General features: G+C 50.2%; 20 protein-coding genes. 17 read left to right on the top strand and 3 right to left on the bottom strand.

The genetic code is table 11. The features are described from left to right. The first annotated feature begins 725 nt into the window (after positions 1-725). The 8 genes from SD69_RS07585 to SD69_RS07620 all read left to right on the top strand — a co-directional run bounded on the left by SD69_RS07585 (position 726) and on the right by SD69_RS07620 (position 6,997). Positions 726-1,322 (top strand): hypothetical protein, encoded by a 597-nt coding sequence (locus tag SD69_RS07585; protein ID WP_157471630.1) that lies wholly within the window; start codon positions 726-728, stop codon positions 1,320-1,322. Positions 1,323-1,376: 54 nt separating this feature from the next. Then, a complete protein-coding gene (locus SD69_RS07590) occupies positions 1,377-1,826 on the top strand; it encodes a hypothetical protein (RefSeq protein ID WP_157471631.1) in 450 nt (149 codons plus the stop codon). Positions 1,827-1,950: 124 nt separating this feature from the next. Beyond that, positions 1,951-2,307, top strand: a complete 357-nt coding sequence (locus SD69_RS07595) for a hypothetical protein (RefSeq protein ID WP_041522739.1) — start codon at positions 1,951-1,953, stop codon at positions 2,305-2,307. A gap of 98 nt (positions 2,308-2,405) precedes the next feature. Then, the gene (locus SD69_RS07600) at positions 2,406-2,744 is read left to right on the top strand and encodes a DUF3630 family protein (RefSeq protein WP_041522740.1); all 339 of its coding nucleotides are present in this window, start codon (positions 2,406-2,408) and stop codon (positions 2,742-2,744) included. A 101-nt stretch (positions 2,745-2,845) separates the two neighbouring features. After that, positions 2,846-3,217 (top strand): hypothetical protein, encoded by a 372-nt coding sequence (locus tag SD69_RS18735; RefSeq protein WP_157471632.1) that lies wholly within the window; start codon positions 2,846-2,848, stop codon positions 3,215-3,217. Positions 3,218-3,261: 44 nt separating this feature from the next. After that, a complete protein-coding gene (locus tag SD69_RS07605) occupies positions 3,262-3,783 on the top strand; it encodes an outer membrane protein assembly factor BamE (RefSeq protein WP_232301163.1) in 522 nt (173 codons plus the stop codon). Positions 3,784-3,927: 144 nt separating this feature from the next. Beyond that, on the top strand, positions 3,928-4,206 hold the full coding sequence (locus SD69_RS07610; protein ID WP_041522741.1) for a hypothetical protein: 279 nt from the start codon (positions 3,928-3,930) through the stop codon (positions 4,204-4,206). 1,558 nt (positions 4,207-5,764) lie between these two features. Next, the gene (locus tag SD69_RS07620; protein ID WP_198144069.1) at positions 5,765-6,997 is read left to right on the top strand and encodes a Vgb family protein; all 1,233 of its coding nucleotides are present in this window, start codon (positions 5,765-5,767) and stop codon (positions 6,995-6,997) included. 168 nt (positions 6,998-7,165) lie between these two features. Here the strand turns inward: SD69_RS07620 and SD69_RS07625 are convergent, their stop codons facing one another. Next, on the bottom strand, positions 7,166-8,149 hold the full coding sequence (locus SD69_RS07625) for a GGDEF domain-containing protein (protein WP_041522743.1): 984 nt from the start codon (positions 8,147-8,149) through the stop codon (positions 7,166-7,168). Positions 8,150-8,958: 809 nt separating this feature from the next. Between SD69_RS07625 and SD69_RS07630 the strand changes: the two genes are divergently transcribed. After that, a complete protein-coding gene (locus SD69_RS07630) occupies positions 8,959-11,295 on the top strand; it encodes a beta-propeller domain-containing protein (protein ID WP_041522744.1) in 2,337 nt (778 codons plus the stop codon). 252 nt (positions 11,296-11,547) lie between these two features. Then, positions 11,548-11,862: a YciI family protein gene (locus SD69_RS07635; RefSeq protein ID WP_052480970.1), complete on the top strand. Its 315-nt coding sequence runs from the start codon at positions 11,548-11,550 to the stop codon at positions 11,860-11,862. Positions 11,863-11,880: 18 nt separating this feature from the next. Here the strand turns inward: SD69_RS07635 and SD69_RS07640 are convergent, their stop codons facing one another. Continuing rightward, a complete protein-coding gene (locus SD69_RS07640) occupies positions 11,881-12,150 on the bottom strand; it encodes a hypothetical protein (RefSeq protein WP_041522745.1) in 270 nt (89 codons plus the stop codon). A 155-nt stretch (positions 12,151-12,305) separates the two neighbouring features. Between SD69_RS07640 and SD69_RS07645 the strand changes: the two genes are divergently transcribed. The 7 genes from SD69_RS07645 to SD69_RS07675 all read left to right on the top strand — a co-directional run bounded on the left by SD69_RS07645 (position 12,306) and on the right by SD69_RS07675 (position 19,189). After that, positions 12,306-12,764, top strand: a complete 459-nt coding sequence (locus tag SD69_RS07645; RefSeq protein ID WP_041522746.1) for a hypothetical protein — start codon at positions 12,306-12,308, stop codon at positions 12,762-12,764. 47 nt (positions 12,765-12,811) lie between these two features. Further along, complete coding sequence (locus SD69_RS07650; RefSeq protein ID WP_041522747.1) at positions 12,812-13,657, top strand: MOSC domain-containing protein; 846 nt, start codon at positions 12,812-12,814, stop codon at positions 13,655-13,657. Positions 13,658-14,049: 392 nt separating this feature from the next. Continuing rightward, positions 14,050-14,643 carry a PepSY-associated TM helix domain-containing protein gene (locus SD69_RS07655; protein ID WP_157471633.1) on the top strand — a complete coding sequence of 198 codons (594 nt, stop codon included), beginning with the start codon at positions 14,050-14,052 and terminating at the stop codon, positions 14,641-14,643. Positions 14,644-14,668: 25 nt separating this feature from the next. Continuing rightward, the gene (locus tag SD69_RS07660; protein ID WP_198144070.1) at positions 14,669-15,175 is read left to right on the top strand and encodes a DUF2271 domain-containing protein; all 507 of its coding nucleotides are present in this window, start codon (positions 14,669-14,671) and stop codon (positions 15,173-15,175) included. Positions 15,176-15,193: 18 nt separating this feature from the next. Next, the gene (locus SD69_RS07665) at positions 15,194-16,015 is read left to right on the top strand and encodes a DUF4198 domain-containing protein (protein ID WP_041522749.1); all 822 of its coding nucleotides are present in this window, start codon (positions 15,194-15,196) and stop codon (positions 16,013-16,015) included. A 6-nt stretch (positions 16,016-16,021) separates the two neighbouring features. Continuing rightward, positions 16,022-17,533 (top strand): flavodoxin domain-containing protein, encoded by a 1,512-nt coding sequence (locus SD69_RS07670; RefSeq protein ID WP_052480971.1) that lies wholly within the window; start codon positions 16,022-16,024, stop codon positions 17,531-17,533. A 315-nt stretch (positions 17,534-17,848) separates the two neighbouring features. Next, on the top strand, positions 17,849-19,189 hold the full coding sequence (locus SD69_RS07675; RefSeq protein ID WP_041522750.1) for a DUF2130 domain-containing protein: 1,341 nt from the start codon (positions 17,849-17,851) through the stop codon (positions 19,187-19,189). A 48-nt stretch (positions 19,190-19,237) separates the two neighbouring features. Here the strand turns inward: SD69_RS07675 and SD69_RS07680 are convergent, their stop codons facing one another. Then, positions 19,238-20,335, bottom strand: coding sequence for a DUF481 domain-containing protein (locus SD69_RS07680; protein WP_157471634.1), 1,098 nt, complete (start codon positions 20,333-20,335; stop codon positions 19,238-19,240). Positions 20,336-20,946: the final 611 nt, after the last annotated feature.

The raw sequence follows: 20,946 nt of genomic DNA on the forward strand, positions 1-20,946 counted from the left end.
CACTTCGTTGCGCTGGACGTCGCTGACGCTCCGCCTTTTATGTGGGCGTTATAACTCTTTAGGACGATATGGACACTAATAACATTTGGAAAGCTTTTCTAGTTTTATGCTTGGCTCAGTTTGCCTTTCCGTTTATAGCTTCCAATATAAAGGGAAGGTTTCGCGAGCTTGGATATGAAATGAAGTCAGAGCCTTTCTGGTCAATATTAAATGTTACTAATTTTTGGTATGAGGCTAGAGAAAATAATAAAAAATATAATGACAAAAAAATTGCCAATATGCTTCATATACGTACTGGGTGGTGGTTTTTAGTTATAGCATGCTTTCTATTAATGGTAGTGCTAAATAACTAGTTATAACAAGTAAATCAAAGCGTCCATAAAAATACGTAGGCTAGGACGCGAAAAAAGCCGAGGATCATTTTTTAGGTGTTAGCTGTAATCGTACTTGGTCAGAAATATGGGAAGTTTTATAAGGTATCTTGGCCATAGTGCCAATAGTCTTATGCATATTATCTTTGGTATATCTATTACAAATTTCGGCAGGTGTAAGCGCGGAAGAATTTATGATTTCTAGCCAAGACAAAAACTATCTAAATTATATTGTAATAAACTTCAAATATGTTGCATGGCTTTCTTATGTGATTTCATCATTTTTGATTATTTTCTGTTTGAAATCAGAATCATTTTCCAAAGAAAACCGTCGTGGGTGGATAATCGCCTTATTTGTTGCTGCGCCAATTGTTAATCCAATATTCTGGTTTTGGTATGTTCCTAGTAACAGATAAAGCAGCTAACAAGCCGCAGAAGTCGTTGCCTTTGGCCGCTGGGGCAGACAAAGTTCCACACCTTTTTAGCATGGCTTCGGTATTTATAATTTTTCTATGTTCGTTTTCTCAAGCATTATCAGGAGAGCTGAGGGAGATAGACGGTGTGGCTGAGGCGTTTCATCACAATTTGCATAGCAGCGACGAAATGTACTTAGTAAGGGTCTTGGCCGTAAAGTCTGTATCCAGAATCTTTGATAAGGACACTCTAATAATCACGGGAATAATTGAGGAAGTGGTTTACGGGGAAAGAGACGTCGGTTCAGACGTCACTTTTAGACGGATCTACGATTTCGAAATCGGTGATAGAAGTGATCTTGTCGGGCAGCTATATTATGTTCCCTTTTATCGAGATGGTAATGGTGACCTTGTCGTGGATGAGCAAGATCCAGCCTGGGTAACTATTCATAGTAAGGAGATGTCTGAATATGTTGCAGCACATAGAAAATCACATAACAAGTCAAAGCAGCAAGGGGCTTCGCCCGGGACGCGCTGACGCGCGCCCCTGTTTGAGGCGTTATGGGGATCACCAATGGGGATCTGCTACCTGATGAAACAGGCGGTAATTTCAATTGTTTTTTTGTTGTTTGCAATAGAGGCTTCAGCAGATTTAATGCCACGCCAAAAGCCCCTTCAAGATACCGGCCAGTTCTTGGAGTGGCTTGAGAGTAAGGAGGATAAAGAAAAGGCTGTGGCGCTTTGGAATTTTGGTCAAATTTATACAGCCAGTGTTAATGGTCTTTGGGTCGGGATGCATTTAGACCAGCTGGGTTTTCCAGAGTTGAGTAAAATTCCATATAGTGACTCGTGCAATTACCTGCTTGATGAAGCTGGTGATCTGAAAAGTTTACTGGGTGAATTCAAGCTTTGGCTTATGGAGAATAAAGATTATAGAGATAATTTGATATCTAATTCAGTTTTGAGCTATGTTGCTAGTCGATGTTTTAAATCGATTAGAGAGGCCTCTACGGATACAAGTATCAATGAAAATGCCCCATAACAAGCGTAGACAGTGCGACATTTATTTCGGCGATTTTTGCGCGGCGGGCGCTACGCTGCCACACAAAATTAATCTACATAAATGCGCCTGCTACGGGCGTTATGTGCAAGGATAGATTCGAACATTGAAAAATTTAGAAGTCACGATTACAGCAATAGTTTTAATTATTACATGCCACTTCGGTGGTGTGTTTGGTTTTTTGTTCTGGTTCGGCGGTTTGTTTGCTCTTCCGGCGGTTGCAATGCTTATCCAGTATCGCTATTTGTCAGGCGGTTCTGGTAAAAAAATAATTTTAGCCGCATTGCCGTGGTTACTTTATGGCACATCTGGTTTGGTGGCGGTTCAAACCATAGAGCATGAAGGTGTTCAAACCATGAATCAAACTTACTATTCGGCACCAGTATACTCAGCAATAATGGGTAGTATTATTTTAGGCGTGTGGGCTGCTTATAAAGGTTATCTTAATGAGTCACAGCAGTAAGCACATAACAAGGCGGTCAATGTTCGCCTTCGGCTGGACCGCTAAAAGCGCTGCTTCGCAGCAACGCGGCCCATTACCTTGGCGTTATACGGAAATCTATGCATTTAATTAATCCTCCAAAATTAGAAACAATGAAAGATGGCCGTAAATCTATATATTTAAACGCGGCATGCTCTTGGAGCTCTTTTGAACAGTTTGGAGATGAGTTGGTATCTTATGTACCTGATATTACTGTTACTAAAAAAACGGGTTCGGTTTGCGAGCATTGGTGGTTCTTTACTTATGCCGGAAAAGAATTGCGCATGATTTACGATGAATGGCCAATTGAAGGTGTCTGGCTAGAAGGTAAATCTCCGAACGACGATGCTGCTGTTTCATCGCTCTGGGAGGAGATCCAAAAGCTAGAATTTAAGTACCCGTATAACAAGCGGTTGTAGGGTCGGCGCACAAAAAACGTGCGGCTGGGACGCCTTACGCTACGCTCCAGTCGCCCCTAAACCGGGCGTTAAATTTCTCTCGCATAATTTGAGAGCATCATATGAATGAAGCGCAAAAAGAACAATTTCAATCAACAATTGATGTCGGGCTACAAGTACTAAAAACGTCCATTCTAATAAATGGTGGTGCAGCTATAGCCTTATTGACATTTATGGGGAATAAGCATGAGCTTGTAAATCTGGCCACATTAATAACAGCTCTTAAATGTTTCGCAACTGGAGTGTTCATCTCAGCTCTTGGTGGTTTTTCCTGCTATGCAGCACAGAGGTTACATTTGTACTGCATTTCAAAGAATCTTAAATCAAGGTGGCCAGGAATTATTGCGGGCAATGTAGGTGTACTCTTAGTCTTCTTGTCATTATGCCTGTTTGCATTAGGTATCAAAGAGGCATCATTTTCATTCAAAACATAAATTTAACAAGACTATGCACCGGAAAACAAAAGCTACGCGTTTTTGTGCAACTCGCGCAAGCGCTCAAACAATATCACAAAAACACTCCGCTTTCGTTTCCGGTGATAGCGGCGTTAGTTGTCTTTATGGAAATCTTGCCAAAAATAGGAATAAGCCAAATTAAACTTGGCATGAGTATGGATCAAGTTAGAAGTGTGCTTGGTGATCCAAGCAATATTGAAACGTTCATACCTATAGAAGATCAACCTGAAGATCGAACAGTTGATTGGTTTTATGGGGATACCGAATATAGCTTTGGCTCAGAGGGCGAGTTCTTGCTTGGGAGTATTCAGTCATCATGTCCAAATCTAACTCTGAATAATTTACCAATAATTGGTATTTCGGTGAAAGAACTAAAAGTCCGATTCCCATTGGCTCAACTAGACGACGAATTTAATTTTTATATAGATGAGTATCGTCATTCGGAGTTGCAGTTATCATTCTGGGTAAGGGATGGGGCTGTCTATATGGTCACGGTTTACCCTGAATATAATAAAGAAGGTACGGAGGTTATATGGCCTCAGTAAACAACTAACAAGGTTATCAACCATCACCAGAAAGCTGGCTGGACCTACACTGCGTTGCTTCGTTTACAGTTTAACGCTACGCTACCGTAAACAAATCAACTCCGTTTCGGCCGGTTATAACGGCGTTATGTGTAAGGATGCATCGTGAAACTAACACACGAAGAAAAGGCCATTGTTGCGCACTATATTAATAGTGATCCCAGTATTTGGGGTGCTTTCAAAGAATATTGGCCATTTTTAATTCCAATATTCTGCATTGAAATCTACGGCTTGTTTAACTCAGATATTGTTGCCTGCGGTATGGGTTTTGTCTTTCTGTCTAGCTTCATTGTTTGGTTTTTTAAGCAGGGTGGTAAGTCAGGCCAGCACTTAAAAAGTGCCCTACAAAAATATGAATCAGAGGTTTCGGCCATTGATCAATAGTCAAACACATAACAAACATAGGCAACTCGCCCGCAAAAAGCGCGGGCTGGACGGCTTACACTTCGCTTTGCTCCGTTCCAGCCGCCGTTGCTATGGGCGTTATGTGTGGTCGAAAAAATATGTTTAGCGGTTACAAAAAGATCAATTCGAAGCGCAAAACTAATATAAGGTTTGTTGCAGCGGACCCGTTTCAAATTGAATTTTTTGAATTAGAGGGCGTAGAATATTTTGCAATCTATAAATTCAATTATGGAGGAGATGGCAACTTTCAGTATTATGTTGTTAATCTCAAAGAGACTGAGCTCAAACAAGTATCTCATACAGAATTTTATATGCGGCATGGTATAAGCACATATAGGCTACGTATCGACGACAACAAAAGAAAAATAGGCGTTACTAGATTGCTATGGGGCGGGCTGCCCTTTAGTAGGGTGGGGGGTAAGGCTACCAGCACGGGTTGCAATGCGTTGAGATTGGAGTTGGAGGGGTATTTGTCTAATGGGGCAATTCAAAACACATAACAAGGGTGGCCAATTCGCGGCTATCGCCGCGGGGCTCGCTTTCGCTCGCCCTTGCCACCGGCGTTATACGCTAAATTGAAGTCGTCACATGCATCATAGAATTTCTGGCATCTTAAGCTTATTTGGTGCTTTATCCTTTTCGGCAATATGGGGTGTTTATCTCTTTGGGGCTCAGCCGGACTGCCTTACTTCGCTAAAAGCAGCAACAGACTCTCTCATATATGCATTAACGCCGAGTGAATCTGGCTATTTTCTTATAGGTCTTCTGGTATCTATGTTAACTTGCATCTTGTCATCGATGCTTTTCTTTGTAAGTAAATACAAGAAAGTCGCGCTGGGTGTTGTTGCAATACATACATTGGTAGGCGTTTTTATCTATACAATAGAGCTTACGTTTACAATTGCATTGCCACTTCTATTTTGGCGTAAGATTTGGCGCGGCGTATAACAACCGAGTTACCCATAAAAAGTAGACACCTTCTATAGTTATATTGAACCTATATGGAGGTGTCCAAAATGACACGTAAAAAGCACCAGCACCAGCACCAGTACTACACTGAAGAATTTCCCAAAGAGGCCATTAAACGATCTGAGAATCCCGGGTCACTCAAGCCCGAGAGAAAATCTTTGGGGGCAGGTCCTAAATCGTGAACTGTTTAGCCAAGCAAGCGTTAACGAAAGGGCTAGGCGGCGAACGGAGAAGATGAATGCCGAAGGGAGATGCCGGCCTGGGCCCGCCCCGCCAAATCGTGCCTCTACAATCGGGCGTAAGGAGGAGGCCTTATGTGTATTTGGCTTTACTCCACATTCTGTCATCGAATAAATAAACGGCGTGTAGTGAAGCAATAGCCTATAAGAATGCACTGACACCTTCAGCCCTTTCTACCGGTCTAGTTGGGCGGTTTTTGGTGTTAGCTCATCTTTTTGTTGGCACGTTTTTATCGTGGTTGCAACTCCATGGGGCTGCACTGGCACTCGCGCTTAATGAGTGTCAAAATCTGTGTGAATCCACTGACTATAGACAGAGGTGATTTACGATGCGACTTTTCGGTGCCCGGGTAGCCGGGTTGATGTGTTTTCTCGCCGCCAGCTCAATGTCGGTTTTGGGTGCCAGCTTGCCGGATGGCGAGGGGCGCGATGTGGTTGAAGCCATGTGCTCTGGTTGCCACGGTGCCGACAAAATCACTAACAGCTTGGGTTACACCCGAGCGGGTTGGCTGACGTTGGCGGGAACGATGATTGATTTGTCGGCCGACCCCGAGCGGCAAGGCGCTATTGCTGACTATCTTGCCAAGCACTTTCCGCCGAATGAGCGCCGCGCGCCGACGCTTCTGGACGGCGATACTAGCATTAGCTTTCACGAGTGGGTGGTGCCGACCCTTGGTCAGCGCTCGCGCGATCCAGTCGAGGCGCCGGACGGCACGATTTGGTGGGTAGGCCAGTGGGGCGATATTGTCGGTAAAATCGACCCAGAGACCGGTAAGATGCGTGAATACGATCTGCCGGCCGGGAGCAAGCCGCATTCGGTAACGATCGCTAATGATGGCGGCGTCTGGGTGATGGGCAACAAGAATGCAACGATAGTGCTGCTCGACCCCGACAGCGGCGATATGAAGATCTACGATATGCCCGATCCAAAGGCACGCGATCCGCATACCGCAGTGTTTGATGCCAACGCCCAACTCTGGTTTACCCTGCAACATTCCAATATGATCGGTCATCTTGACCCTGAAACCGGTGAGATTCGTTTGGCGACCCTGCCGACGGAAAATTCGCGGCCTTACGGCATTAAAATTGATGCGTCGGGTACGCCTTGGGTGGCGTGTAATGGCAGCAACTGCCTAATAAAAGTCGACCCGAAAACGATGGCGCTGACAGAAATTAAACTGCCCCACGAGGCCACCACCGTACGGCGGCTTGATATCGCCGATGACGGCATGATTTGGTACGTCAACTCTGGCCGCGGGCGTTTGGGGCGCTACGACCCAGCTATAGGGGATATTAAAGAATGGCCTTCGCCTAGCGGCCCCACATCTCACCCCTATGCGATTGCCGTGCTCGACGGCGTGGTGTGGTATAACGAGTCGGGAATGCGCCCGGACCCATTGGTGCGTTTTGATCCGGCCACCGAGACTTTCCAGAGTTGGGCCATTCCCTCTGGCGATATTTTTTCGGGTATCGTGCGTCATATGCGTCCGACGAGTGACGGCGATATGCTGATCCACCAAAGTGCCACCAATCGCATTATACGGGTCGAGATAGACGACTGACCCAGGCATTGATGGGCGAGCCATGACTGTGCACAACGCGTGGCTTCGCCCTCTGGAGCACGGGTAGGTAAAAATACCGCTGCACGCTTAGGGCAGTTAAGCGGCACTTGCCGGACGATGGGTTATGCCTTTTGGGGTAGGTGTTTTTGGGCGGGAGTTTTGGAGGCGTTATGTTTTGCAGGCGCTGCTAAATATGGCGCGATCACGACCTTCCGCCTTGGCTTTGTAAAGTGCTTCATCGGCGCGCTTGAGCCAGGAGTGTTCTGTGGTCCCTGGTGTCCAAGGGGCGACACCCAATGATACGGTTATTTCCTCTCCGTCTGGCGTTTTTAGCGCTTGCTTGATCGACGATCTCAGGTTGTTGATAAACGTGTGGTGTTGATCGTGTATTTGGGGTATTAACAGTACAAATTCTTCGCCACCGAAGCGATAGAGCCGGTCGTATTGGCGAATATTGGACGTGGTAATTGCCGCGAAATTCTTTAGTACTTCATCGCCAATCGCATGGCCGTATTTGTCGTTTACGGCTTTAAAGTAATCCAGATCCAGAATCGCCAGTAATGGTTGAGTGCCATTGCGCTCTGCATTGGATAGAGCCGCTTTTATGTCGGCGCTCATGGCCCTGCGATTAAATGCTCCGGTTAGCGAATCAATGGTATTGAGGGCGTCCAGCAAACGAAACTGCTTTTCACTATGGCTGGCATAGACAAAGGTGCTTAGCGATAGCATCAAGATCGTGACCACATAGGATTCGACTGATACGGTGGTAAAGATGTCGGATGAGCTCGCCAGCGCAACGCCAGCGACCACGTTAATGCCGAGCGCCTCAGTGGGTCTTACGAGAATAAAAGTGCTGGAAAAGACAGGGTACACCCATAAAAAGCTGTCGATACCGTTGGCTTGTGCAATGGCTACTACACCGATATTAATAAATACGGCTAATATTGCACTTAGGGCCCGGATGTTTCTTGATTGGTGCGCGTAGGCGACTAGCACAAGAATGCCCAGCACCAGAGATATATCGATGATCGCTGCCGTAAGGTTCCCTTCAAAGTAGCGTATTACCGCAAACGGAAAAATCCCCACGATTGCGACAGCGCTGAGCAGCCATAATAATGAGAGTTGATATTTTTCCTGAAGCTGGTTGATCATGACGCTGCTCGCAGTAAAAGTAATGATTATGCCTACCAGAGCGATAAATTGACAGGCGGATATTTCATTATTTTTTAGAGGCAGTGTAAACCGTCGGTATGCCCTAAGTTGACGCCCTAAGCAGTGACCAGTCAATGTCACTGTATAGTACGTTCAGCGCTTCGTAGACAAATAATATATGGGGTGAAAGACGTTGCAGATCGAGCCTCCTTAAGGTCTACGGATAACGTTAATGAAATCAATAGCTTCGTGATTAGATCGATCATTTGTCTTTAGTGTGTCAGGCTACTTGTGAGCGGCTTGACGTAATTGGTGTCAGCAAGAAAATGATGCTTGCCAAGATTCAGGAGATTGATCTTTGCGACGGTAAACTCGATGGTAAGTGTGTTAAGCAGCACACTTGTCGCTCCTGCCATCGTCCGTTTGCGGCCAGGCATTTAACGTGTATGTATTGCGGCGTCTTGGTCGATAAGGCTGAGTTGTTGTAGCGATATAGGGTTTACAAGAATCTTGGGGCCAGCTTTAATATTTAACCGCTGCCCGGAACTCAAGGGTAGCGTAAGCGTGCCCGCCTTTAACAAAATAGCACAGAATCTCCGTTAAAAAGCGTTAAGCTACCAGTGTAGGCCGCCACTCATTTTATAACTTATACCGGCATCTTTTTTCGCCACGCATCGTTGCTTTTGTTTAACGTAGGCCACTATGCCTGCACAAAAGCGCCTTGATTGGCGAAAAATGCACTCACCATAAGTCACACGATAAGGAACGGCCTAAGCTAGTATCAATAACATTACCAGGAAAGGTGACGTATGAGAGCGCAGTGGTTAGTGGCAATTTTGGCGGTAGGGCTTGGTGGGTGTGGGGGCTCGTCATCGAGTGGCAGTGCTCCCCAGCCTAAAGTGCCTGACGATTCAGTTGATTATACCCAGCTTAAACCCAGCGAACCCAGTGAGGCGCCTTTGGCGCTGTTATCCGGTGACGACTTTGAGCGTCTGGTTAAAAATGGTCTGCGCCTGCAGTTAGCCAGCCGTTATGATTACGCCGATCGCGCCGAGTCGGACGATATCGATTTTTCCGCTTCGCCCGATGGTGCTAATGGTGGTGATAACGACCGCTATTCGGATACTAATGTTCACGTCGAGGGCGTCGGCGAGTCTGATGTCGCCAAGTACGATGGCCGCCACTGGTTTGTTGCCTATCAACCGCAACACCATAATGGTGAATTACCTGGGGTGCAGATTATTGCGACCGATCCAGACATTCCTGACGCCACAATCGCCGGCAACTACAGTTTTGCGGATGGTACCTGGGGGCCTGCTTATTCTCTGTATCTGCAAAAAGACAATGATGTCGCTTCGCACCTGATTGCTATGCGCAGCCATAGGGGCGCGATGGAGCCTGAGCTTCCAGGCTGGGGCATCGAGTTTTCGGCGGCGGACATGAGTATTTGGCCAGGGCCCGGAAACAGCGAACTTAAGATTGAGTTTATCGATGTCAATCAGCCTGCCACGCCCGCACTTGCCACATCTATTTCTTTAGACGGTACGTTAATCGACAGCCGCCGGGTGGGCGATACCCTTTACGTGATTACCCGCTATGACCCCTGGTTGGCATCTTTGCAGTTTGAGGAGCTTGATGGGCAAGCTCGCAGCGACAACGAGGCCGCGTTAAACGGTATCGAGCTTGCCGAACTGTTACCGCAATATCGGCAGGGCGATATGGCGGCTCCGTTAAGCGACGATTGTTACGCCCCGAGCGATACCCAGCCCGAGCACGGTTATTATTCTATGGTGAATATCACCGCTATTGATTTAACCGCCCGACAAGTGGTGTCCAGTGAGTGCTTGAGTACTGGCGTTAACTCCATGGCCATGAGCCCCAACGCACTCTACCTAACCTCTAATGACTGGCGCGAGAGCGAATCGCGCACTGTTATTCACAAGTTTGATCTCACCGATAGCGGCGCCAGTTACCGTGCTACCACCAGTGTGCTGGGCCATATTAACGGCGATGCCCCGTACCGGGTAAACGAATACAACGGCGACTTAAGGGTGGTGACGACTCGGGGCGACTGGAATCAGCCCTCGCACCACCTTAGTATTTTGCGCCAGTCGGGCTCGGGTTTTGACACAGTGGCTGAGTTGCCCAACAGCGCCCGTCCCGATCTCATCGGTAAGCCGGGTGAAGATATTTATGCGGTGCGTTTTTCGGGGGCCACTGCTTATGTGGTGACGTTTGAACGGGTTGATCCGCTCTATGTGCTGGATTTGTCCGACAGCGCCGACCCTAAAATCAGCGGTGAGTTAGAGGTGCCGGGTTTTGCGACTTACATTCATGCGCTTAACGATAACTACCTGTTTACCCTGGGGCAGGATGCCGATAACCAGACCGGGTGGACAAAAGGTATTAAGGCCCAGCTGGTGAAAGTGGACGCGGGTACACCTGAGTTGGTGGGCGAGATGTTAATCGGTGAGCGGGGCAGCCACAGCGATGCCTTACACGATTTACGCGCGCTTAATTTTTTGCCCGTGGGTGATGGTGATATGCGCGTGTCGTTTCCGGTGAGTGTGAACAGCGAACCCAACGTATGGCAGTACAGCGGCCTGCAGATGTTGTCGTTGACGGGGCTGGATGGGCCGGATGGTGCCATGATTGATAAGGGCACACTGATCGCCGAGACGGCGGGTAATAACCAGTACGATTACAGTGGCGGTGTCAGACGCGGATTGTTGCATGATGAGGCGGTTTACTACGCCCACGACAATCAGGTTTGGTTTAGCGGTTGGGGGGCTGCCGATGCCCCTCAGGGCCCCATCGGTGGCGAGCCTATCGCCTGTACCGAGGAGATTCGCTACGGCTTAAACATTGACCTCTGGGTGGATGATGAAAGCATCGACGCCTGCGCCGCCCAGGTGGTCGCCACCGATGGTGAATACTCGGAGGTACTGCAACCAAAAACAGGTCACTACGGGCCGGGCGGCTGCTATTTTTACGGCGCCCCCGAGCGGGCCGGTAGCTATACTGTTACCGCCACGCTTGATGGTTTTGCCACCCAGACCCAGACGGGCGTTGTCGTGTCGGAAGATGTCTGCCACGTGCAGCCGCGTTGGTTGTGGTTTAATTGGCCGATGAACAACGAGCCATAGTTTTACATCCAAAGGTTAAAAAATAGCGCTCGCTATTTGTCCGCTCGCCAACGGTTTTTGGCTTTATCGATTTGGTGATGAAGTGTTGGCGAGTTTTGCTCTCCTAATGGTGTGTTTCGGTGCCAGGGATGCCTGCTCGCCGGGGCGCACAGAGTCTTTTGAAGCCGGAGTCTTAGCCTTCTTGCTTGTCGAATTCCGATCGTGTCGGTCGACTACCTATTGTGGTTAATCACGCATTAGGAGGGTTAAAAGATGAAATTTCTGTGCCTTGCATTCGAAGATAAAGACGGTTGGGCTTCGCTAAACGATGATGAAAAATCGAACGTTTTAGCCCAGGACTCTGTCCTCAGAGGCAGCGGTGCGACCGTGGTTGCGCTGCGCCCCCAGGTAACATCGGTACGCAACTGCGGTAAGTATCTAGAGGTCAGCGACGGGCCACATCAGGCTGGTTTAGCGTTGGCGGGTTTTTATATTATCGAGGCAGAACGTGTTGCAACGGTGGTAGAGCTGGTGGCGAATACGCCCTGCGCGCGGGCTAAGGGCGTGATTGAGATTCACCCGTTTTAGAGTGCCGCATTAAGCTCATCACACATTCAGCCAAACTTGACCCACCACCACAAGCAGCACAATCAAACCCCAGCCGGTGTAAAGCAGCGCTTTGCGCGGTAACTGCTCGGCTTTGTACATCCGGAAGCCTATTAGCAGTAGCGAGGAGACGCCCAGTTGCATGGCCATAAGCCCCAGGGCTTTGCGGGCGGTGGTTACGGTGGGCTCCATGCCGGCCAATAGGGCGATGATGCCGACGATGCCGAAGGTAAATAAAAACCAGCTAAAAATTTTAAGGTAGTGCAGCACGTGTGCTCCAGTGGGGTTGTTTACGCTTGCGAGTTTTTCAGGTAACAGGTTAACGCAGCGCGATGGTGTGGGCAAACGTGAGGCGTGGCTTTAAAATACGCCCGGACGTTGCTCTGGCAGCCGGGTAGGTGCCCGTTATAGTTCAGGGAGGGGATATGGCGAATAAGTATTTGGTGGCGGCCGCGGTGTTGTTTGTAGCTGCCGCGTTGGCCCATGTGGGGTGTATTGTTTTTGGTGGCGATTGGTATCGCCTGTTGGGTGCCGGCGAGCAAATGGCTCAAATGGCCGAGGCGGGGCTTTGGTACCCCACGGTGGTTACCGGCGCTATCGTTTTGCTGTTGTTGCTCTGGGCGATGTTTAGTTTGTCGGGAGCGAATGTGGTTAAGCGGTTACCTTTTACGCGGGTGGCGCTGGTGGCTATTGCCAGCATTTTACTGCTGAGGGCTGTGGCTTTTTTGTGGCTTATGCCGATGTTTCCAGGCAATAGCATGACGTTTTGGTGGGTTAGCTCGGCTGTTTGCTTACTTATGGGAGCCTTAGTAGCGCTGGGCACTTACCAGCGCTGGCACTCAATGAGTGGCAACGACTACGTAACTCGACGTAGTGATCTGTAACGGCTTTGCGGTTATGGTTGGCTGATTATCAGGATAAAGGGCCACCCATGAAAATCGGCACGATTCAGTCTATCTGGCGCTATCCGGTAAAAGGGATGGCTGGCGAGCTGCTGCGATCGTGTTGGCTGGACACTAACGGCCTTGCGGGTGACCGGTTGTGGGCCGTGCAGGACGTAAAACGCCAAGAGATTCAAAGCTGTAAGTTTCGCCCGCAGTTGCTGCAATGTAGGGCTCAGAGTTTAGCCAGTGGCGGGGTGGTAATTCGGTTTCCCGATGGTGAGTTACTGCCAAGCCGCGCTGAAAAAACTAATCAGCGCATATCGCAACTGCTGGGGCACCCCAGCGTTTTACAGCCACTGCGCCCAGCGGACGATACTGACTTTTACCGCCGCCATAAGCAAGACGATGACACGTGGCTTGCTGAGCTAAAAGCCACCTTCGAGCGCGAAGCCGGCGAGCCTCTGCCGGATTTAGATAATTTGCCTCCCGCTATGCAAGAGTACGTCTCGGTGCTTGGCACCTTTTTTCTGGTGTCGCCCTTGCATTTGTTGACCACCGCCAGCCTGTTTCACATGCAGGCGTGCAATCCGGGCTCAGACTGGCATGTAGAGAGGTTTCGCCCCAATATTGTGATTAACACAGAGCCTGCGCTACAGGGGTTGGTGGAGCAGGGCTGGATTAATCACAGGCTCAAAATTGGCGATGTGACGGTGGCGTGTAACGGCGCGGCCCCACGTTGCGGGGCGGTAGTAAAACCCCAGGGCGAACTCGCTGAAGATAAAAGCATTCTGCGCAGTATTGTAAAAGAGGCGGATCAGAATCTGGGCGTTTACAGCGATATACAGAACGGCGGCACTATTAATGTCGGAGATGATGTGTTGTTGCTTGATTAAACCCCACCGGTGTTTGTTTATCGCAGGTCTGCCGCCTGCCTGGCGTAATGGTTCGCGACCTTCGCCGGTGGGTTACGAATGGGCGTAGTGACTAATCGGCGCATTAATGGCGCCAACCCTAACCCTTGAGCTCGCTCAGCTCTTACCATTCGCGATATTCCGCGTATCTCCGCATCCGTAAAAGTAATGCTATTGATTCGCTGGCGGCTGCATGTTGGCCGCGCCAGCTAGCCCCCAACTCGCTTTTAGCTATTGCACTAAAACCCTGTCGCCCTTAAAATGAGAATCATTATCGGAATTGGGGTTGGCGCTTAGCTCGCTCCAGTGTTGGTGTAACGCTGGGTTATGCAGCGGCCAGAATACACGGGCAGAGTTTTACAGGGTGGATAAGTTTGGGGTTCGGATCGTTAAGGCAGTGGCACTGGATCAGCTCGGCTGTGTGTCTGGTAGGTATGTTGTTGTTTGCCGTTACCGGCATCACGCTTAATCACGCCCATCAAATTCCTGCGCAAAAATCCATTGTTGAGAAACAGGGCCAGCTAGACGAGACGGTACTGGCAGCGTTAACCGTGCCGGATTCTGAGGTGGGAGCTTTACCCAAAGAGCTGCGTCGTGCACTGCGCCGCACGGTAGGTGTGAACGTGGCAGCGGGTATCGAAGCCGAGTGGTACGACGACGAAATTTACCTGGCGCTGCCCAGGCCCGGGGGCGATGCCTGGATGAGCATCGACCTGCAAAGCGGCGAGGTTATCTATGAAAAAACCACTCGCGGCGCGGTTGCCTATTTAAACGATTTGCACAAAGGCCGCAACACCGGTGTCGCCTGGAGCTGGTTTATTGATGTTTTTGCCGTGGCCTGTGTGATTTTTTCGGTTACCGGCCTGTGGCTGTTGTGCCGTTTGCAAAAAACTCGGCCGGCTACCTGGCCTGCGGTGGCTTTAGGGGTAGTGGTACCGCTCATCATTATTATTTTGTTTGTTCACTAAATGCCAATAAGGACATAAACCTTCTATGACATTGTTAAAGCGAGTTATTCCTGCCGCATTACTGGGCCTGTGCGGGCCGTTAGCGGCGGCCGATGTGTCGGTGAGCCTAGAGATACCCGAAATGAATGTAGCCGAATATCACCGGCCCTATATCGCGATTTGGGTGCAAAACAAAGATAGCAAAGCGGTGACCAATGGCGCCGTGTGGTATCAAATCGACGACGATGGTGAAGGCGAAAAATGGCTTAAGGATATGCGCCTGTGGTGGCGCCGCAGTGGCCGATCGTTAGAGATGCCCATCGACGGCGTTACCGGTGCCACCCGCAAACCCGGCGCTTACGAGGTTGATTTAACGCATGTGGCCGAGCAGCTTGAGCCAGGTGAGTATCAGCTGTACGTCGAGGCCTCACGCGAGGTGGGTGGCCGCGAGTTGCTCAATGTCGACTTCAATTGGCCGGTAGAGAAATCACAAACGTTAACTGCACAGGGCGAGACCGAGCTGGGTAAGCTTACGGTCAGCTTTAACCCTTAACAACCACAGGAGTTGGTTATGAAATTTAAGAAGTCTTTAGCATTAATGTTGGCATTGGCGCTGCCAATGGCGGCCGAAGCTCACCGTTATTGGGTGTTGCCGGCCGCGACCGTGTTATCCGGGGACGATCCGTGGGTTACCGTGGATGCAGCGGTATCCAACGATATTTTTTACTTTAATCACTACCCATTAAAAGCCCATTACCTGTCGGTAGTGCAGCCCGATGGAAGCACCGGCGAGATGCAGAACCTGAGCGAAGGCAAACATCGTACGACGTTTGATATTAACCTAACCGAGCAGGGCACTTATAAAGTGCTGATGGACAGCAGTGGCTTGCACGCAAGCTGGGAAACCGCCGATGGCGAGCGCAAGCGTTGGCCTGGTCGGGGTGAAAAGCCCGAGCCCGGTGATTTTGAAAAGAAAGTCCCACAAGATGCTAAGAACCTGAAAGTCGGCTATTCGTCCACCAAGCTGGAAACCTTTATCACCGCTGGTAACCCGACTGATACGGTGTTGGCGCTGAGCAACAAGGGTCTGGAAATGAAGTCTTCGGTGCACCCGAATGACCTGTTTACCGGCGAGCCGGTAACGCTGACCTTTTTTATGGATGGCGAAGCCATTGAAGGTGTGAAGGTGGTTATTATCCCCGAGGGTATGCGTTATCGCGACTCGCAGGAAGAAATAGCACTGACCACCGACGAAGCGGGCAAGGTAAAGGTTGATTGGCCTCAGGCGGGCCGCTACTGGTTAGAGGCCGAGTACGAAGACGACAAAGCCGAAGCGCCTGCCACCACGCGCAGCGGTAAATACATAGCGACGTTGGAAGTTTTGCCGCTGTAATTAACCATGAGTGAGTTTGAACGTATAGCGCTGGCACTTTTGCTGGCGCTTTTTTATGGCGCCTTTTGCTGGTACTGCTTTAGCCGCCGGCGGATTACCGCAAGGGTCACACTATCGCAAGCTGATGTGGTGGTGGCCTATGCCAGCCAGAGCGGCCGCGCCCATGCCCTGGCGGAAAAAGCCTGTGAAGCTTTTGCCGGCAGAGCGTCACTGTGCGCGTTAAATCAGCTTACGCCAAGCGCGCTGCAACAGAGTAAAACCCTGCTTATTGTGGCCAGCACGTATGGCGAGGGCGAGGCGCCGGACAATGGCGCTTTATTCGAGAAAAGGCTTATCCGGCAAACCCCCGACCTATCGCTTAACGATTCGCAGTTTGCGGTGGTCGCCTTGGGTGATTCATATTACTCCGGTTTTTGTGCGTTTGGACGGCGAGTGTACTCGGCGTTGCAGCAAAGTGAGGCGCGAGCGTTAGCCGATTGCATAGAGCTGGATGCCAGTAAGCCCGAACAAGAGCTTGAAGCATTAACGCAGCTAAAGGCGCTGATAAAAACGCTCGGTGGTCGCTTTGACATTGACACCGCCGAAGCCAGTGTTGTGCCCGATAGGTACTGGGCAACGTTGCAGCGGCGGCAGAAATTAAATGACGGCAGCCCTGGCGCGCCGCTGTATAGCCTGACGATAAACACGAGTGATACGGTTAATTACAGCGCCGGTGATATCGCCGAGGTTTACCCGCTGCACGATACGGCGTTGTGCAAGCAGCAGTTAGTGGCACTTGGGCTAACCGAGGATGCAACGCTTGAGCTTGACGGCCAAGCGGTTTCTGCCTGGCGGTGGTTGGCCTCTCGCCAGTGGCCGCTACCCGAAAAACCTGCGTCTCTGTCGGCCGAACAATGGCTTAAACATTTACCGGAAGAAGCGCCACGGCAGTACACCATCGCCAATGCCTATACCCCTAATAGATTGCAATTGGTGGTGCGCCAGCTGCGCAATACAAACGGCGAGTTGGGGGTAGCCTCGGGTTGGCTGACCGAGCGCGCCGATGTGGGCGATAAGCTGGAATTGGCCATCAGAGATAACCAGGAGTTTCATACGCCCCCAGCCGAGCAACCACTGGTTTTAATTGGTAATGGTTCAGGCATAGCGGGGCTCAGGGCCCATTGGCAGCAGCGGGATAACACCGGAGGTGAGGCCTGCTGGGTGCTTTATGGTGAGCGCGACGCCGACACCGATCGTCCGTTTGCGGACGAATTGGCGCAGTTGCAGACAAAAGGCGTTATCCAGGAGCTGGACTGTGTTTACTCACGTTCAGGCGAGTACTCTGAGTATGTGCAGCAGCGGCTTTTGCGCCGGGGCGACTTGCTAAAAAGTTGGCTCGAGCGCAACGCCTGTATTTATGTGTGTGGCAGCCGCGTTGGCATGGGGCAGGGCGTTCACGAGGCACTGCTCGAGCTATTGGGGGAGCCGGCATTGGACGAGCTGCAGGCGGCAGGGCGCTACCGGCGCGATGTGTATTAACGCTGCTGCCCCTCTTATTGGTTAATCTCGGTTGTTTTCTGAGCAGTAAAGTCTGCACCGTAAAGCCGGCGTTCTTTGTAACCACTTCTGTTAATTTTAACCTCCCGCTCTGTGCCCGGTTTATAAACGCGGCGAGTTAGGGCTAATTGAGGCAATCCGTCGGGCGTGAGAGAATCCATGTCATCGCCCAAGTGCCCCACACGGCCGCGGGGGTACCGCTGATGAGTGTAGGGCTAAGCAATAGCAAAACTTAACTCTACCCCGTTGTTAGCCGCGCCGTTTTGTCGCACCGGATTAGCTACAAGGATAAAACCTATGCATGAAATCAACTGTCCTCACTGTAAAAAAGCCTTTAAAGTCGATGAAGCTGGCTACGCGGATATATTGAAGCAGGTTCGCGATCACGAGTTTGAAAAGCAGTTGCATGAGCGCTTGGAGCTGGCGGAGCAAGATAAACAAAACGCGGTTGAGCTTGCCACCAGCAAAGTTACCCGTGAGCTGGATAAAGCGGCTGCCGCTAAAGATGCCGAAATCAAAGAGTTACAGGCGAAATTAGCCGCCGGCGAAGACGCCCAAAAACTGGCCGTGATGGAAGCGTTAACGGCGCTCGAAAAAGAGCGCGACAGCTTGGCAAGCGAGCTGAAACAAGCGGCCCAAGACAAAAAGGCGGCGGCCGAGCTTGCCGAGGTAAAGCGGGTAAACGAGCTGCAGCAGGCGACGGCGGCCAAAGATACCCAGTTACAAAACTTAAAAAGCGAGCTTGAACGCACGCAGTGGGAAAAACAACTCGAGGCCACTTCACTAAAAGAGCGCTACGAGGCACAAATTAAAGACCGTGAAGGGGAGATAGAGCGTCTGCGCGATATGAAGGCCCGGTTATCGACCAAGATGGTGGGCGAAACTCTAGAGCAACATTGCGAGACAGAGTTTAACCGGATTCGGGCCACCGCCTTTGCCCGCGCCTACTTTGAAAAAGACAACGATGCCCGCAGCGGCAGTAAGGGCGATTACATATTTCGCGACTATGGCGGGGCAGAGGGTACTGATGAAGCGGGCACCGAAACTGTCTCGATCATGTTTGAGATGAAAAACGAGAGCGATGAAACCGCCACTAAAAAGAAGAACGAAGACTTTTTAAAAGAATTGGATAAAGATCGCAACGAAAAGGGCTGCGAGTACGCGGTGTTGGTATCTTTGTTGGAGCCCGACAGCGAGTTGTACAACTCGGGTATCGTGGATGTATCGCACCGCTACCCTAAAATGTACGTTATTCGGCCACAGTTTTTTATTCCGATTATTACCTTACTGCGCAACGCGGCACAAAACGCCCTTAAGTACAAAGCCGAGCTGGCATTAGTAAAGTCGCAAAACATTGATATCACAAACTTTGAGAGTGACCTGGACGCTTTTAAAACGGGGTTTGCGCGCAATTACGAGCTGGCGTCTAAAAAGTTTAAAACCGCTATCGATGAAATTGATAAAACCATCGACCACCTACAAAAAACCAAGAATGCGTTGTTGGGCTCGGAAAACAACTTAAGGCTCGCTAATAACAAAGCCGATGATTTAAGCGTTAAAAAGCTCACTAAACGTAACCCTACGATGGCGGCTATGTTTGATGAGCTTAAGCGAGCAGATGAGCGGGACTCTGAATAAACGTATGCTCAGGTAAACGGCTAGCTGAGCGCGCGGCGCCCAGCAGGGTTAAAACTCGTAACTCACCCCTACGGTGTAACGGAAATCGTCTTGCTCGGGCAGTATGCCTTCACTGTCGGCTTGAGGGTATTTAACTCGGTCCCAGTAGGCGCTCATGCTTAGATCAAGCGAGTCGGTTAAATCGATGAACAAGCTGACCACCCCGTGATGCTTGTATTTACCGGAATCTTTGTTGGACGCTGTGATCTGGTAACTGGCGCTGACGTCCATGTAGTCGGTGAGTGATTGGTCGTACTGCGTGGAGAGATAGAACGCTCCGGAGTCGACCGTGCGGCTTTGCCCTTCTGGGGTTTCTTCGTAGCGGGTGTACATATAGCCCGGGCCCGCCGACGCTGTCCAGCTAATGTCGTCGGTATCAAAAATGTACACACCAGCACCCATACCGCCGGTCCACTGGCTTGCGATGTTTTGCAGCGGTGCGCTGTAGTATTCAAACTGCACCGGTTGCCAAAACCAGTTTTCAGAGCGGCGGATATACCAGCTACCATTGGCGCGATGCTCGTTACTGGTTTCTTCGCCATCGTCGTAAAAGACATCGGCAATGTAGCTAAGGCGCACACTTGAGCGTGCCGTGCGGCGCAGCAAGTCGACGTTGGCGGTAAAATCTTTTTGGTTGGTGTTGCCGGTACGGTAGTTGGCGGCAGCACCTACTTTACCGCTCCAGCGGTCGAGCTCGCTTTTACTGGTATTGGCAATACGCAACACGTCGCCAAACTCAATGGGCCCCTGGCCACCAATCATCAGTTTGCCGTCTACCGTCTCAAGCGTGCCGGAGTAAAGCAGCTGGCTATTGAGTAGAACATTGAGTGGGGTATGACTGTGAATGGCGGCCACCGAGTCCCAATCAATGTCTTGGTCGCCTAGCTCGTCACTGTCAAAGCTCAAGGAGTCTTTTTCCAGCGCGGTAATTTCACCTTTTAGCCATTCGCCTGAGGTAAGTTTTACCCAATCCCAGGGGGCGTTTATTTCGATGGTTATCGAGTCAGAGTTGGTTGGCTCCGCAGCCGTTGCCACAGTTGCGGTGGCGCACAAAAATGCCATAGGCACTAAGCCTAAAAAACGGAGGGGGCGAGTTTTGGTGATCACAACAAAGTCCTTGATATAACGTGTCCAGTTTTGGGTTGCTGCCGCCCTGTAGGGCTCAGCTTTAGCGCCGTAATTATAGGTGATCTGCAAGTTGAACACGAACTTTGCGAGACTTACGTGAACTTGATAGCGTAATAGAAGGCAACGGCAAGTACTGTAAACTGAAGGGGTGATGACACAAACGGCGGACAAAAAAAAGGCCCACTTTGCGTGGACCCCTTGTGCGATTAATGTCTGTGTTCATCCATGTAGACTCGGGTACGTCCTTTACGTTATTGATTGTCCCCTGTGGCGTCCTGCCTGTGCGTCCTTCAAACCCCTGTCGTGGAATTCTTAGTGTGTTCGGCTTCCTTGTGCCGAGTGACCAATCCTTGTCGCCTTACCTGTTGTTGTTGTGTTCTTCCCTGGCCAGTCCTTAGCGTGACGTCCGTGTAAATTAATCCTTTATTAGCATCCTGCTTAGCTCACATCCTGTGAGTGTCCCTGTCTTCCTTAAGCCTGCATCCTGCAGGATTCCGTTCTTGGCGCACCTGTTGGCGCAATTAGCGCAACCACATCCTGTGGTTGGGTACATCCTGTGAACCTTCCTGGCCCCTTAGTCGTCCGTGTAA

The sequence above is a fragment of the Gilvimarinus agarilyticus genome (genome assembly GCF_000832015.1).
GTDB classification, from domain to species: Bacteria; Pseudomonadota; Gammaproteobacteria; order Pseudomonadales; family Cellvibrionaceae; genus Gilvimarinus; species Gilvimarinus agarilyticus.